Annotated in this window: 21 protein-coding genes; 1 reads left to right on the forward strand and 20 read right to left on the reverse strand. The window is 70.6% G+C overall.

Translation table 11 applies throughout. The features are described 5' to 3' along the window. Nucleotides 1-308 precede the first annotated feature (308 nt). Together ACH4F6_RS38975 and ACH4F6_RS38980 are read right to left on the reverse strand one after the other, a co-directional pair. Complete coding sequence (locus ACH4F6_RS38975) at nt 309-464, reverse strand: hypothetical protein (protein WP_397965369.1); 156 nt, start codon at nt 462-464, stop codon at nt 309-311. Further along, the gene (locus ACH4F6_RS38980; RefSeq protein ID WP_397965371.1) at nt 461-814 is read right to left on the reverse strand and encodes a hypothetical protein; all 354 of its coding nucleotides are present in this window, start codon (nt 812-814) and stop codon (nt 461-463) included. The genes ACH4F6_RS38975 and ACH4F6_RS38980 overlap by 4 nt, the downstream gene beginning before the upstream one ends. 158 nt (nt 815-972) lie before the next feature. On the opposite strand from ACH4F6_RS38980, the gene ACH4F6_RS38985 reads away from it, so the two are divergent. Next, a complete protein-coding gene (locus tag ACH4F6_RS38985) occupies nt 973-1,224 on the forward strand; it encodes a GntR family transcriptional regulator (RefSeq protein WP_397965373.1) in 252 nt (83 codons plus the stop codon). A gap of 97 nt (nt 1,225-1,321) precedes the next feature. On the opposite strand, the gene ACH4F6_RS38990 is transcribed toward ACH4F6_RS38985, so the two are convergent. The 18 genes from ACH4F6_RS38990 to ACH4F6_RS39075 form a co-directional block, all read right to left on the reverse strand. Next, complete coding sequence (locus ACH4F6_RS38990) at nt 1,322-1,648, reverse strand: hypothetical protein (RefSeq protein WP_397965374.1); 327 nt, start codon at nt 1,646-1,648, stop codon at nt 1,322-1,324. Next, complete coding sequence (locus ACH4F6_RS38995) at nt 1,636-1,878, reverse strand: hypothetical protein (protein ID WP_397965375.1); 243 nt, start codon at nt 1,876-1,878, stop codon at nt 1,636-1,638. The genes ACH4F6_RS38990 and ACH4F6_RS38995 overlap by 13 nt, the downstream gene beginning before the upstream one ends. Then, the gene (locus ACH4F6_RS39000) at nt 1,838-2,185 is read right to left on the reverse strand and encodes a hypothetical protein (RefSeq protein WP_397965376.1); all 348 of its coding nucleotides are present in this window, start codon (nt 2,183-2,185) and stop codon (nt 1,838-1,840) included. Before ACH4F6_RS39000 ends, ACH4F6_RS38995 begins: the two co-directional genes overlap by 41 nt. A gap of 27 nt (nt 2,186-2,212) precedes the next feature. Next, entirely contained in the window at nt 2,213-2,398 is a 186-nt protein-coding gene (locus ACH4F6_RS39005) for a hypothetical protein (RefSeq protein WP_397965377.1), read from the reverse strand. A gap of 37 nt (nt 2,399-2,435) precedes the next feature. After that, nucleotides 2,436-3,527 carry a hypothetical protein gene (locus tag ACH4F6_RS39010; RefSeq protein WP_397965378.1) on the reverse strand — a complete coding sequence of 364 codons (1,092 nt, stop codon included), beginning with the start codon at nt 3,525-3,527 and terminating at the stop codon, nt 2,436-2,438. 72 nt (nt 3,528-3,599) lie between these two features. Then, entirely contained in the window at nt 3,600-3,854 is a 255-nt protein-coding gene (locus tag ACH4F6_RS39015; protein WP_397965379.1) for a hypothetical protein, read from the reverse strand. Between the two features lie 11 nt (nt 3,855-3,865). Continuing rightward, nucleotides 3,866-4,378: a hypothetical protein gene (locus ACH4F6_RS39020; RefSeq protein ID WP_397965380.1), complete on the reverse strand. Its 513-nt coding sequence runs from the start codon at nt 4,376-4,378 to the stop codon at nt 3,866-3,868. A gap of 10 nt (nt 4,379-4,388) precedes the next feature. After that, nucleotides 4,389-7,208, reverse strand: coding sequence for a hypothetical protein (locus ACH4F6_RS39025; protein WP_397965381.1), 2,820 nt, complete (start codon nt 7,206-7,208; stop codon nt 4,389-4,391). Between the two features lie 8 nt (nt 7,209-7,216). Further along, on the reverse strand, nt 7,217-9,115 hold the full coding sequence (locus tag ACH4F6_RS39030) for a phage tail tape measure protein (protein ID WP_397965382.1): 1,899 nt from the start codon (nt 9,113-9,115) through the stop codon (nt 7,217-7,219). A 21-nt stretch (nt 9,116-9,136) separates the two neighbouring features. Then, nucleotides 9,137-9,451 (reverse strand): hypothetical protein, encoded by a 315-nt coding sequence (locus tag ACH4F6_RS39035; protein WP_397965383.1) that lies wholly within the window; start codon nt 9,449-9,451, stop codon nt 9,137-9,139. Between the two features lie 32 nt (nt 9,452-9,483). Then, nucleotides 9,484-9,900 (reverse strand): hypothetical protein, encoded by a 417-nt coding sequence (locus tag ACH4F6_RS39040; RefSeq protein WP_397965384.1) that lies wholly within the window; start codon nt 9,898-9,900, stop codon nt 9,484-9,486. A gap of 43 nt (nt 9,901-9,943) precedes the next feature. Beyond that, on the reverse strand, nt 9,944-10,375 hold the full coding sequence (locus ACH4F6_RS39045) for a phage tail tube protein (RefSeq protein WP_397965385.1): 432 nt from the start codon (nt 10,373-10,375) through the stop codon (nt 9,944-9,946). Nucleotides 10,376-10,418: 43 nt separating this feature from the next. Beyond that, nucleotides 10,419-10,841 (reverse strand): DUF3168 domain-containing protein, encoded by a 423-nt coding sequence (locus tag ACH4F6_RS39050; protein WP_397965386.1) that lies wholly within the window; start codon nt 10,839-10,841, stop codon nt 10,419-10,421. Continuing rightward, entirely contained in the window at nt 10,838-11,212 is a 375-nt protein-coding gene (locus tag ACH4F6_RS39055; protein ID WP_397965387.1) for an HK97-gp10 family putative phage morphogenesis protein, read from the reverse strand. Before ACH4F6_RS39055 ends, ACH4F6_RS39050 begins: the two co-directional genes overlap by 4 nt. 4 nt (nt 11,213-11,216) lie before the next feature. Next, complete coding sequence (locus ACH4F6_RS39060; protein WP_397965389.1) at nt 11,217-11,393, reverse strand: hypothetical protein; 177 nt, start codon at nt 11,391-11,393, stop codon at nt 11,217-11,219. Continuing rightward, a complete protein-coding gene (locus ACH4F6_RS39065) occupies nt 11,393-11,731 on the reverse strand; it encodes a hypothetical protein (protein WP_397965391.1) in 339 nt (112 codons plus the stop codon). Before ACH4F6_RS39065 ends, ACH4F6_RS39060 begins: the two co-directional genes overlap by 1 nt. Continuing rightward, the gene (locus tag ACH4F6_RS39070) at nt 11,731-12,081 is read right to left on the reverse strand and encodes a head-tail adaptor protein (protein ID WP_397965392.1); all 351 of its coding nucleotides are present in this window, start codon (nt 12,079-12,081) and stop codon (nt 11,731-11,733) included. Before ACH4F6_RS39070 ends, ACH4F6_RS39065 begins: the two co-directional genes overlap by 1 nt. Then, nucleotides 12,078-12,671, reverse strand: a complete 594-nt coding sequence (locus tag ACH4F6_RS39075) for a hypothetical protein (RefSeq protein ID WP_397965394.1) — start codon at nt 12,669-12,671, stop codon at nt 12,078-12,080. Before ACH4F6_RS39075 ends, ACH4F6_RS39070 begins: the two co-directional genes overlap by 4 nt. Nucleotides 12,672-12,673 lie beyond the last annotated feature (2 nt).

Consider the following 12,673-nt stretch of genomic DNA (forward strand, 5'->3'; position numbering starts at 1 on the left):
AACCCCAATCTACTGCTATGACGCCTCTAAATGGATCTTGCTGCGAGCCTCAGGGGAGACCTCGGGAAACCCCATCTGACCTGCGGTTTTGCGGACTGATTCGGTGCCGCGCGTGATCGCCTTCGATTCGAAGGTGACAGCGAAAAGCGGCCCCGACCGGCGTCGGCGTGCCGGTCGGAGCCGCGGTTCCCGCCCTACAGGGAGCGGGCAGGGGTGGCGCATTTGGCGAGCGGCCCGTCCCCGACGGGGGGCGGGGGCGGGCCGCTCTCTTCCCGTGTCCGGCACACCGTCGCGCCGGGTCCGGGAGCTTACTGGGGCCAGCGGTGCCCCTCGGTGGCCGCCAGGGAACGGCGGCCGGTGTAGTAGTCCACGTGGTCGCCGTCGTGGCCCGGCGGGCGGGTGCAGCGGCCTGCGCCCTCGGGGTGCTTCTGCCAGCAGTAGCCGGCCGCGCGGCCCCCGGTCACAGGCCGTCCTTCCACGGGCGGTCCTCGACGGCCAGGGCGTGCAGCAGCTGCCGGTCCTCGCAGCGACGGTGGACGGTGCACCTCCGGCAGGAGCGGGTATGGAGGGCGAAGACGCGGCGCGCCTCCTTACAGGCGCAGGGGGTGCAGCTGCGGGGGAAGAGGAGCCCGCCGTCCGGCGCCGGGCGCTCGCCGAGATCCCGGGCCGTCTCGGCGGTCAGACCCGTGCCGCACCACACGCAGGCGGCACCACGACGCTGCGGGTCGGACAGGCCGATGACCTGCGGCAGCGGCAGCATCAGCAGCGCACTGCTGTCTGTTCGTGGTTCGGCGGCGTGCGTAGGCTCTGCCATGTCGACTCCTTCACAGTCGGCCACGCCCCCGGGCCCTGCCAGGCTGCGGGGGCATTTCACGTCCTCGCAGCGTAGGCAGCATGTACACCCCTGTCCATGCCTACGTATGGCTGTGTATCTCTATGCCCATATACGCCCTGCTACGTACCGTCCGATGAGTGATCGAATATGACCCCACACGGCCGAAGTGGGAACAGATTGCCGAGGTCGTCCGGGCGCGGATCGCGGAGGGCACCTATCCGCCCCGCCACCTCATCTCCGAGGTGCAGCTCGAAGCGGAGTTCGGCGTGGCCCGGGGCACCGTGCGGAAGGTGACTGCCGCCCTGCGTTCCGAAGGGCTCATCGTCACGACGGCCGGCATGGGCTCGTTCGTCGCCGACCAGCCGCCGACCGACCAGTCCCGGGCATGACGAAAGCGCCCCCGCCCTCCCCGAGGGGAGAGCGGGGGCGCATCGACGGGGGTATGGCGTCCCGGGCCGGCCTCCCATCACGGGGCCGGTCCGGGACTCACACGCCAGTGTGATCGTGGTGCTGCCGCTGGATCCGCACCAGCACCCGGGTCCGCTGCGCCATCACGACGGCGATCGTCAGAGCGATCCCGGTGCGCACCCAGCGCAGCACCATCGCGAGGCAGCCGTCCGGCCACAGCGACACCAGCACCGTGTACGCGAACAGGGCCCCGACCGCTACGGCGAGCGCCATCACGTTGCGGCCCATCTCCGACCGCCACCACGTCGCCCGCAGGTGATAGGTCACCACGAAGACGGCGCAGACTACGGTCACCAGCATCGACGCGGCCAGGTTGCTCCACTGGTCGATGCTCAGGTGTCCCATTGCTCCCCTCCCTTGAACAGCGCCTCGATCTTCTCGGCGAAGTGATTCTCTCTGCGGCGTCGCCGCCACGCCCCGGCCTCGGCCGCCACCTCCCTGCGCTGGGCCTGCAGCCGAGCACGGTCCGCTTCGGCGCGACCGAGGGCGGCCGACGCTTCCCGCTGGCCCGGGGTCTGCTGCCGCTCGGCGGGCTCAGGCCGGCGGTGCAGCAGTCTGCTGATCCGTGCCAGCATCTGCGCTCACCTCCCGGGACCGGACGGAGGGCAGGGCGCTGAAGAAGTAGCCGGCCGTGCGGCTCAGCTCCAGGAGTTCGCCGGCCTGGTCCTGTGCCTCGCGCCGGGCCTCTTCGGATACGGCGTGGGCCTGGCGCCAGGTGTCGCGCTCGCCGCGCAGGTCGTCGATCTGCCGGACCAGGTCGGTGCGGACGTCCTCCAGCTGGCGGCGCGGGACGAGCTGCCCGCGCAGCACCAGCAGGACGACGAGGCCGACGAGGGCCGCGGCCCCCAGGTCGACGGGTCTGAACCCCAGCAGTTCGGTCACGGCCCTCCCCTCGGCTGTGCTGGCTGGTCAGATGCTTGTGGGGCCGGGCCGGTTGGGTACGGCGTAGGTGATGCCCCACGCGCCGAGGACGGCCAGGACGATGGTGACGCCCTCGCCGGTGGTGAGGGCGCCGTCCTGCACGGCGGTGACGGCGGCGGTCGCGCCGGCCGCGAGGCCGGCCACGATGGACTTGGCGATGCTGGAGATCCTCATGGCGGATCGGGTCCTTCCGTTGGAGGGGATCGGGGGATCAGGACGTGGCCCAGTACGGGCCGGTCGCGGTGCGGTGCAGCAGCGTCACGGGCGAGCTGTCGGGCGTCGTCACCCGGATCTGGAAGCGCAAGTGCTTGCCCGCCGGGACCTTGCCGGACAGCCCGAACTGGTGCCCCCCGCCACCGCGATGGGCGGTCGGCAGGTAGGCGGACGGGGACGCCCCCGCGGTGTCGGTCAGGTAGAAGCGGCCCTCGACGACGGTGTCGTCCGGGGTGTCCTCGGCGAGGAGGACGTGCACGAGGGTGTCGTGCAGGCGCGGCCCGGAGTGGAGGACCGCGTCCGCCACGGCGAGCCCGGTCCACTCGCCGGAGGTCAGCTCGACGTCGCGGGGGTTGTACTCGTCCAGCATCTGCGGCATGTCGTCCTCCTGGCTCGGGGTCGGGTCGGGCGTGGTCGGCGTCGGCTCGCTGGTGCCCTTGGCGTGCTCGAGGACGCGGGCGAAGTCCATGGAGCCGGGGTCGCCGTGGTCGTTCTCGGGGACGTGCTGGTGGCCGCACCAGCCCTTGAATGCCTGCCATTCGGCGAAGCTCATGCGGGCGGGGCTGGCGCCGTAGGAGGCGGGGGTGATGCCGGGCCGGCGGGAGTCCTTGCCGTAGGCGAGCCAGTCGCGCACGCAGGTCATCGGGACGCCGTGGTAGTCGTGCAGCCAGCGCACCAGCCAGCCGACTTCGGCGAGTGCCCAGTCGGGGGCGGTGGGCCAGTGCAGGTAGTCGACGCCTGCCCGCTTGTCGTCCCAGGTCTTCGCCTTGGAGTCGTCGCAGGTCCCGACGAGTTCGATCTGGAAGGCGTTCGCCGTGTTGGTGGAGACGCCGCCGAGCTTGTTGGCGAGGGCGCGGGCGGACTCGTCGACGTCGTAGTGCTGGTACCACCTGATGCGCTTGGCCGCGATGTCGGGGACGCCGGTCACGGTCGGGGCGATGGAGCCGCCGTTGTACGACGGCAGCGTGCGGCCTTCGGTGGTGTGGATGACGCCGCAGTTGACCTCCATGTCGGAGCCGGAGTAGGAGCCGTCCCCGTAGAAGTAGCGCTGCGAGGCGCCCGGGATCTTCTGCGGGCCCTGCTTGGCCATATGAGCCCTCCTGGGCATGAAAAGAGCCCCGGCCTTCTGGCGCGGGGCGAGGGGCGGGGGAAGATCGACGGATCAGGGCAGCGGGGCGTACCGGGCCTTGAAGTCGGCGTCCGGGTAGGTGCCGAGGTACATGTACAGGCCGCCGCCGAGCGCGCGGCGGATCACCCAGTTGTCGAGGGCGATTTCGGGGTCGTTCGTGCCGTCGACGAGGCGCAGGATCTGCCCGTCGTCGCTGGCCACGGTGGTGTTGCTGAGGAACTCGGTGGCGATGTGCTCGCCGTTGGTGCCGTCGTACTGGATGGCTTCCAGCCGGTCGGTGATGAACATGGGGCCCCTTCTCAGGCGATTCGGCGGAGCTCCAGCCACGAGTCCGCTTCCATGATGGACGCGGTGGTGCTGGAGATGTTCTGGGCCCAGTCCACGGACAGAGTGCCGGCGGTGGGCCCGGTGATCAGCCTTCCGGCCCCGTGGTTGACCTGCGCGGCCGTGGTCGACGGGGTCGCATACAGGGTCTCGACGTTCCAGGCGATGCGGGTGCTGGTACGGGCATCGGTGTCCGCCGCCGAGGCGCCGGCGAGCCGTCCGGTCACGGCATACGAGCCGGTGCATCCCGCGGGTGTGGTGAACTGGATGTCCATGTCCGCGGTGGGCAGTCCGGAGATCCGGAAGTAGAAGTGCAGCAAGTACTGCGCGTTGGCCACCACCGGCAGCTGAAGGTCGGGATCGGCGCTGATGGTGGTCGTCGACGCCCGGGACGTGGACGCCGTCTTCGCGGCGTGCAGGGGCAGCATGCTGGTCAGCAGGTCAGCGGTCGCCCGTTGCCCCGCGTACAGGTTCGGCCATACGGCCATGGCAGCCTCCTCAGAGCCCCAGGTAGACGGGTGTGGCGAGCCGGACGTCGGCTCCGGCGCTGTGGGTCAGCGCGACGCCGTTGACCGCCCGGACGACGGTGAAGGTCTGGCTGGCCGTGGTCCCGGTGCACGCGGTGACCCGCATGACTTCCTCGCCGATCCTGACGTCGAAGGGGAACTCGTCCGGGAAGGTGGCGGAGTCAACCCACCGCCGGGTGCCGGTCGTCGTCACGTCGACGTCGGTCTCCGTCGCCGTGAGGTCCTCGGCGAGGACGCAGCCGCCGGTGTCGAGCCGCCCGTAGGCGGTGCTGCCGAGGACGAGCGCCGTCCAGGGTTCGGCCGGCACGCAGTTGAACGTGATGCGCCAGGCGTCAGGCCCGGCTTCCTCGGTGTAGCCCTGCACCAGGACGTCGACGTCGTCCGGCCCGTGGTCCTCGGGCAGGCCGGTCAGCCGCAGCTTGTCCCCGCAGTCGATGCGCAGGATGTCGTCGAGCATCTGGTGCACGCGCGGGTTGGCCAGGTCCAGGGTGATGCGGGAGTACCGGACCCCGTTGTACGTGCCCAGGTGCAGCCGCATGGAGGCGACGTGGCCGGCCTGGGCGTCGGTGGCGAGGCTGTAGGTGTACTCGTTGTCGTAGCGGCCGACGCCGTTGGGGTAGTCCTGGACGGACAGCTCCCCTTCCTCGAGGACCTGGCGGGCCGGGACGGCGCCGTATTCCCTCCGCACGCTGACGTCGTTCTCGGTGAGCTTGTCGTCGTCCACCGGTCGGAACGGGCTGCTGATGAGCCCGGCCGAGAAGTCCAGGACCACCGCGGGCGGCTGGTTCCACAGGGTGGAGTGCCCCCGGTGGATCAGCTCGTTGCGGTCGCGGGCCTCCAGCAGGTAGCCCATGTCGGTGCTGTTGGCCTCGTTGAGGAGGTCCAGGAGCGTCTTCCTGCCCTGGATCCCCATGGGCTCCTGCAGGGAGGTCTCCCCGGCCGCGGTCGCGACGTAGCCGGCCTCCGCGGCCAGCCGCTCGATGCGGTCCCCCGCCGGCTCGCCGATGAACCCCATGAGCGCGCTGTACACGCTCTCCGCCGACGGCCCGGTGCCGTCCCACAAGGTGATGTAGCCGAGGCCGCGCTCCGTCATGGTCTGGCCCGTGAGCGAGAGGAAACCCCAGTTGAAGCGCACGACGCGGGGGGCCTTGATCACGATGGAGGGGATGGTGCCGCTGCCGATCAGCCTCCCGTCCGCGTACACGGACCACAGGGTGCTGGAGGCCTGCGGGTCCATGGTGATGCGCACGTGGTGCGGCTGCTCGTCGTAGATCGCTGCCGGTGTGCCGGCCATGACGAGCGACGACGACGACGTGGACTCGCCCACCATGTCCAGGATGAGGGTCAGCAGGTCGTTGTTGCCGTCGAAGATCAGACGGAACTGTGCCTGGTTGTCGGTGTCCGACTGCGCGCCCGCGTCGTAGATCTCGAATGTGCCGGCCGACTCGTTGCCGCCGCCGCGCACGCAGAAGTCCAGGGACCACATGGCGGAGGTGCCCGCCGTGACCGGGCACTCGCCCTGGATGGCGCCGGTCACGTCCGGGAGGATCTGAATGACGGGCTCGATCCAGTCCGCGAGCGTGCCCTTGCCGAAGACGGCCGGGGTGTCGGACGACGCGATGATCTGCCGCATCGGTTTCCCTCCGACGAGGGACTGCCCGACCCGGGACTGCTCGCCGTCCGTCAGCGGCCAGCACTCCACGGGCTGGTGCGTCTTGATGTAGCGCAGCAGGGCGGAGTCGACCGGCTTGTTCCCGGCGGCCATGCGCCGCATGACGCCGGACGGGGTGATCTCCACGGTGGTGTCATTGCCGGACAGGTCCCGTGTCGGAGGCCAGGCGGGCACCTCGCCGGACATGCGCACGTGCCGGTTGGTCAGGACGGCGTCGCCGCCGCGGGACCACGTCAGCCCGGTCGAGTCGACGAACGTCGTGCCGCCCGGCGTCGCGGACCTGGTGGACATGTCGACCTTGATGGTGCCGCCGATGCCGTCGCGCAGCTGCAGGGCGTAGGCCCGGCCGCGCATGCGGTTTAGGGAGCCGCCGGCGGGGGTGGCGTTGTAGGCGAACCCTCCGCCGAACTCCATGTATCCGGAGCCTGCGTAGACGCCCGTCGCCGGCGTCCCGGTGAGGGGCTCGCCGAGCAGGTTCCATTCGGTGTCGGTGACGGTGCGGCCGGTGTAGAAACGCAGCTCGTAGCCGGAGCCGGTGTTGATGTCGAGGGTGACGCGCAGGGCCATGCGCTGCCCGTGGTAGCCCTTGACGGCCTCGGTCGCCTGCCGGGTGATCCGGGAGGCGAACAGGCCGTTGGGGGACCAGATGAACGTCAGGATGCCGTCGAGGATCTCCAGCGCCCACGACTCGTTGGACGACGTGGGCACGTAGCGCAGGGCGAGCATCTGCGACTCGGCCCAGTCCTCCAGGGCCAGGTCGATGCGCAGGTCGAAGTCACCGGTGATGTCCAGGGCCGGGTTGTCGTTGACGAAGAGGCTGTTGTAGGTGAGGCCGCCGTCGAACTCCGCCCACGGGCTCCCTACCTCGTAGCCGAGCCGCATCGGCGTGTTCCGCCCGATCTTCCCGCGCAGGGGCGAGCGCGGATTGCGGGGCGAGTAGATGCCGGCGCGGTTGTCCAGCACGCACTCGCATGCCGTCGGCTCGGCGGCTGACGCGGACTCCGAGGACAGGCCGCGGGTGATGGTGACCGGGGACGTCTGCCGCAGGTGGCCGCTGACGGGGGCCCATGCGCCGTCGACGTACAGCTCGGCCCAGATGTCCGGTGGCAGGCTGACCACGTCTCACCTCACCCCTCTGTGAACTTGCGGATGTCGCCGCCGGCCGTGGTGCGGACGGACTCCTGGAAGAACTCCCGGAAGGCCCTGCTGCCGCCGCGCAGTTCGAGCACGAGCCGGTTCTCCACCGGCTGGATGAGGCGTGTCGACGGTGCCGCCGCGGGCCGGTTGAGCATCTGCTCCAGCCGGGACAGCGGCAGGATCGCCTCGTCCTCGCGGCCCTCGCCGACCATGGCCAGCGTGGGCCCGGTCGCGATACCGCCCTTGGCGAGGTAGGGGATGTTCGGCGTGGACAACGTGATGGACGGGATGTCCACGCCCATGATCGAGCCGCCGCCGATCGTCAGGGACAGGTTGTTCCAGCCCCAGATGATGGTGTTCAGCGTGTGCTTGAAGTCGTTCCAGATCGGCGTCCACATGCCCGATGCGATCTTGGAGATTCGGCCGGGGATGCCCTTGAAGAACTTGACGATGTCGTCCCAGTAGTTCGTGATCGCGCCGACGGCCAGGCCGATCGGTCCGGTGAGGATGCCCAGCACCAGCGGCCAGTTGTTCTTGACCCAGTTCCAGGCCTTCTTGATCGCGCCCAGGATCGTGTTCCAGGCCGCGGTCACGAAGTTGCGGAAGGCCTCGTTCTTCTTCCACAGCACGACGATCGCCGCCACGATCGCGACGATGGCGAGGACGATCCATGTGTACGGGTTGGCCAGCAGCGCGCTGTTGAGGGCCCACTGTGCGGCCGCGGCGACCGCCAGGCCGGCCGCGAGGGCGAGCACGATCGGGACCAGGACCTGGACCAGCCCGGGGTGCTCCTTCATCAGCTCGGACACGAACTGCAGGGCGGGCAGCAGCGCCGTGCCCAGGGTGGTGGACAGGCTCCGCATGACACTGTCCCACTGCTGGGCGGGCGAGGCCTCCATGGCCGCAGCGGCTTCTCCGGCCTTGCCCGCGAAGTCGCCCATGTTCGCGCCGGCCGCGCCGCCCGCCTGGGCGACGGCTTGCAGGGTGCTGCCGAGGTCCTCGCCGGGGCCGCCGAACAGGGCCGCCTGCAGCATGGTGCGCTTGGTCTGGTCGGTGACCTTGAGCAGTGCGTCGTTGACCTCGTCGAAGGCCTTCGTGCCGTGCCCGGTGTTGACCAGCTTCTGGATGTGCCCGACGTCCAGGCCGAGCTCCTTCAGGGGCTCCGTAACGGCGTCCGTGTCCGCGATCCGCAGGGAGAATTCCTTGATCGCATCGCCCAGCTTGTCGATCTCGAACGCCGGGTTCTTCGCCGCCTCGGTCAGCAGCCCGAACATCTGCGGCCCGGTGAAGCCGAGCTGGCCGAAGAACTCGGAGTACTCCTTGGTCACCGCGGGCAGTTCCTCCGCCATGGCCTTGGGCATCTGCTGCGCGGCCGCGGTGATCAGGTCCAGTGCCTCGGTGCCGTCCTTCGCCAGCCCGGCCTTGATCAGGTTGCCCGCGCCGACCGCGGCCTCGCCGACGTCGAACTGGAAGGTCTTGGCGACGGCCATGGCCTGCTTGGTCAGGTCCTGCATCTCGGCGTCGGAGATGGAGCCGAACTCCTGCATGGACGACGAGACGGCGCCGAGGGCCTCGCCCACCTCGTCCATGGAGCCGCCGAAGCCGTCCGCGAAGACGTCGCCCGCGATCGTGCCCGCCCGGCCGGCTTCCTCGTCGGTGAGGTCCAGCTGGTTCTGCAGCTGGGTGGTGACGGACGAGATGTCCATCGCGCCCTCGAGGCCCATGACGAACGCGGCGCCCAGGCCCGCGGCCGCCGCGCCGCCGGCCACCGTCAGGCCGTCCAGACGGCTGGTGATGCCGTCGGCGCCCTGTTCCACCTCGCTCTCGGCGTCGGACATGTCGACGCCCAGCCGCACCAGCAGCTCGTCCAGCACTGCCACCTTGGCCACCCCCTCACGTGTGCGGACCGGTCAGCTGCGCCGCCGGCGCCGGTGACTGGTGCGTTCGGTGTCCGCCTCGTCATAGGCGGCCTGAATGCCCTTGACCACGGCGAGCAGCTCCCGGCCGGTACGGGGCGGGCGGGCCGCGCGCGACCAGACCATGAGGTGGTCCCGCAGCTTCGGCAGACGGCCCTTCTTCATGTGCGGAGCGGCCACGTCCATCCCCAGCCGCGCGGCGACGACGTCCAGGCGCGCGGGCGTGATGACGCCGTACAGGTTCTGGTAGGCGACCAGGTGCACCATCTGCTCCTCGGTGAACCGCGCCATCACCTCGTCCGGCGGCATCCGGAAGGCGACGGCGAAGTCGTACAGGAGCCTCAGAGCTGGTCGCCGGCGGAGTTTCCCTCCGCGTCCTTCACCTTCTGCTCGAACGACTTGTCGTCGTCGGAGAGGTGACGGACCAGGTTGAACAGGCCGTTGACGATGCCGGCGTTCTTGCGGCCCAGGATGGCCACGCCCTCCCGCGGGTCGGGGAAGACCAGCTCGTCCGTCTCCTGGTCGTACAGGGCCTTGGCGACAATGAGCGCCTTGTTCGAGCGCAGCTGCATCTCCGCGCCGCCCGCCTTGCCGGTGTCGATGCGCATCTTCGACAGCCTGTTCTGGTACTCCTCCCAGTCGCTGGAGGGCAGGCCGCGCACCCGGAACTTCACGCCGGGCACCCACTCGGGGATCTCGACGTCGTCCTGGGTCTTGATGTCCTGCGCTGCACGGATCTGGTCTTTCAGACTGGCCATGGTGTCCTCGGGGAAGTGGCGGATCGGTCGGTGTGGTGGCCGGTCAGACGCCGGTCGCGGTGAGCGTCGGCTTGCCCGAGATCTTGAACGTCACTTCGCGCTCCATCTTGTCGTCGATGGGGAAGGCGTCGGAGATGCCGGTGATCAGGGCGGTGAAGTCCCAGGTGTGCTCGTCCGGGTCGTCCGGCAGGAGGACCAGCTGGTAGTTGCGCAGGTCGTCCTCTTCGAAGTCGGCGTCGAGGGCCTGGTGCGTCGTCTCGCTGGGGCGGTAGTTGATCGTCGCGGTGACCTCGCCGCCGTCCTTGAGGCCCTTGACGAACTCGCGATAGCGGTTGGGGCTGTCGTGGGCGGTGACCTCGATCGCCTCGCGGGAGCGCTCGGGACCGGACAGGTCCGAGACGTTCGCGATCAGCTGGAAAGTCCCGGCCCCGCTCTCGCGCTTGAGCTGGGTTCCGAATGCGTCTTCGCCGGCCATGGCCGTCCTCCTTGCTGGTGTCCGGCCCGGGGCCGGGAGGGGTCTATGCGGGGGGCTGCTCGCTGCCGATGCGGAACGTCATCGGCAGGTGGCGCAGGTCGCCGGGGGGTTCGGGGTCGGTGAGGGTCTGCATGGACACGAACCGCGTCCACGTCCACCGGTGCCCGACGATCGTGAGGGGGGTGTGGTCCAGGACCTGGCGGACCCGGTCGGCGATGGCCAGGCCCTGCGCGAAGCCGCGGTACTTCGACCACACGTGCAGGGTCTGCAGGACCTCCGAGCCGTAGCGGTCGTGCGCGTTGGAGGGGGTCTCGAAGGAGTCGCCGAGGTGGATGTACGGGTAGGGCTGGTCTTCCGGTGCCCAGTCCAGGACACCGCTGATCTGGCCCATCAGCTGAGAGTCGCCGGTGAGCGCTGCCCGGATGGCGTCACGGGTCGCCAGGCCGGCCAGGGCGGGGGTGCTCACAGCCGCCTCCTGACCTCGGCCCGCAGCCGGGCCACGAACTCCTTGCCGGCGCGCTCCAGGGCGGGGATGAGCGTGGGATTGGCCGGCGTGCGGCGGGTGCCGCGTTCGTGGAAGACCGCGTACAGGTCGTCCTGGTCGCGCCAGCCGACCGATACCCGCAGGCCGTCCTTCTCCGGGGTGGCCTTCACGCTGCTGCGCAGGTTGCCGGAGTCGACCCGCACGTTGCGGCGGACGTCCGCCACCATCGCCGCCCCGGCGTTCTCCAGCTCGGCCTTGGCGGCCGCCTCCAGCTCCGGCACGATCTCGGCCAGCCGCCGCTCCAGCCGCTCCAACCCGATGATCTCCACACGGGCCCGCCTGCGACGTGCCATTGGCTCACCTCTTCCTCAGCTGCCGGCGGATCTCGTGCAGCTCGCCCGCGACGGCGAGCAGGGCCCACGCGATCGCCCACGGTGTGTTGCTGTCCGATCCGCCCAGCGCCTCCTCGGCGCGCACGCGGTACTCCTGCGGCTCCAGCCGCGGCAGCCGCGGCCGCTCGTCGTCGGCGGCCATCAGGAGCCCAGCTCGAACGGGCGGACGGTGACCGAGGTGACGGCGCTGTAGGTGATCGACGCCCGGCCGGTCGCCCCCCGGAAGATGTTCGCCAGCGGGATGATCGCGTGCTTGCCGGCCGCCACGGTGTAGGTGGGGTCCGGGAGCGCCAGGCCGGACACGCTGCCCGGGGTGGCCAGCGTGACGGTGACGGACGAGGCGCCGCCGTTGTTGACGTACAGGAAGCGGCCCGGCCCCACGGGCGCGGTGTCGCCGCCCGAGGCCGCGGCGGTGGCCTGGGCGGCGACGTCGACGACGCCCGCCGCCACGGTCACCTTGGTGCTGGTCAGGTCAGCCATCAGGCTCCCCCTTCGGTCTGGATCAGCTCGGCGAGAGCCTTGGAGTAGACGGGCGCGGACGGCTGCACAACCGACAGCACGCGGAACACCTGCTCCCGCCCCAGAGCGTCGGTGCCGCGCAGTTCGTCGCCGCGGCGGACGTCCGCGCGCGGGGACAGGTAGACGTTGTGCGAGTGCCGGGACGAGGTCGACGCGGCCACCATGCGCTCGGTGGGGGAGGGCTGGTCGACCTTCGCCCGCACGGCGCCCTGCTGGGCCAGCGTCGTGGTCTGCCCGCCGTGCCCGTCGTCGGCACTCTGCGTCCGCCACACGGTCAGCTGCCGGTTCAGGGCCCGGCCGATGCCCCTCACCGGGACCTCAGCGCGGTGATGCCGCCGCCGAAGCGGGCGGCCAGGCGCTCCCGCCAGTGCTGCGGGAGCTCCATCTCGGTGATGCGGCCGTCCGCGCCGTAGGTGACCGACCAGTCCCCGAGCCGCTCGGAGGTGACCTCCTTGTCGGCGGCCAGCCCGGTGCCGCCGTCCTCGGAGCGGTACGCCACCAGCGCGGCCGCCGCCATCCGGCACACCAGGTCCACGATGTCCTCGGGCACCTCGGCCAGCCCGTGGGTGTAGGTGACCTCGATGTCCGACGGCTCGCAGCCGGTCCAGCCGGCCGCGCGCCACAGACGGCCGGACCTCAGCCGCCAGTCGGTGACCGGCCTCCCGTCGACGGTGACCACGTCGACGGACACGATGGGCGGCCCGGGCAGCGTCAGCCGCTGCCCGGATTCGCCCTCCAGGGTGATGGTGGACGTGGTGCGGGAGATCGCCGTCCCGGCCGCCTCCCGCACGGCCGCCGAGGCGACGCGCAGGTAGACGTTGACGATGTTCGTCTCGGCGGCGTCCACGGCCAGGCCGCGGGCCTCGAGGTCGTCCACCGTCGCGAGCGGTGCCAGTGCCACGG

It is taken from the genome of Streptomyces sp. NPDC017936, assembly GCF_044328485.1.
Lineage (GTDB): Bacteria > Actinomycetota > Actinomycetes > Streptomycetales > Streptomycetaceae > Streptomyces.

Coding starts and splice junctions, on each gene's coding strand:
- ACH4F6_RS39020 (WP_397965380.1), bottom strand. CDS start 4,378: ATGGCCGTATGGCCGAACCTGTACGCGGGGCAACGGGCGACCGCTGAC.
- ACH4F6_RS38990 (WP_397965374.1), bottom strand. CDS start 1,648: ATGGGACACCTGAGCATCGACCAGTGGAGCAACCTGGCCGCGTCGATG.
- ACH4F6_RS39015 (WP_397965379.1), bottom strand. CDS start 3,854: ATGTTCATCACCGACCGGCTGGAAGCCATCCAGTACGACGGCACCAAC.
- ACH4F6_RS39060 (WP_397965389.1), bottom strand. CDS start 11,393: ATGGCCGCCGACGACGAGCGGCCGCGGCTGCCGCGGCTGGAGCCGCAG.
- ACH4F6_RS39055 (WP_397965387.1), bottom strand. CDS start 11,212: ATGGCACGTCGCAGGCGGGCCCGTGTGGAGATCATCGGGTTGGAGCGG.
- ACH4F6_RS39005 (WP_397965377.1), bottom strand. CDS start 2,398: ATGAGGATCTCCAGCATCGCCAAGTCCATCGTGGCCGGCCTCGCGGCC.
- ACH4F6_RS39045 (WP_397965385.1), bottom strand. CDS start 10,375: ATGGCCGGCGAAGACGCATTCGGAACCCAGCTCAAGCGCGAGAGCGGG.
- ACH4F6_RS39065 (WP_397965391.1), bottom strand. CDS start 11,731: ATGGCTGACCTGACCAGCACCAAGGTGACCGTGGCGGCGGGCGTCGTC.
- ACH4F6_RS38980 (WP_397965371.1), bottom strand. CDS start 814: ATGGCAGAGCCTACGCACGCCGCCGAACCACGAACAGACAGCAGTGCG.
- ACH4F6_RS39040 (WP_397965384.1), bottom strand. CDS start 9,900: ATGGCCAGTCTGAAAGACCAGATCCGTGCAGCGCAGGACATCAAGACC.
- ACH4F6_RS39010 (WP_397965378.1), bottom strand. CDS start 3,527: ATGGCCAAGCAGGGCCCGCAGAAGATCCCGGGCGCCTCGCAGCGCTAC.
- ACH4F6_RS38995 (WP_397965375.1), bottom strand. CDS start 1,878: ATGCTGGCACGGATCAGCAGACTGCTGCACCGCCGGCCTGAGCCCGCC.
- ACH4F6_RS39035 (WP_397965383.1), bottom strand. CDS start 9,451: ATGCCGCCGGACGAGGTGATGGCGCGGTTCACCGAGGAGCAGATGGTG.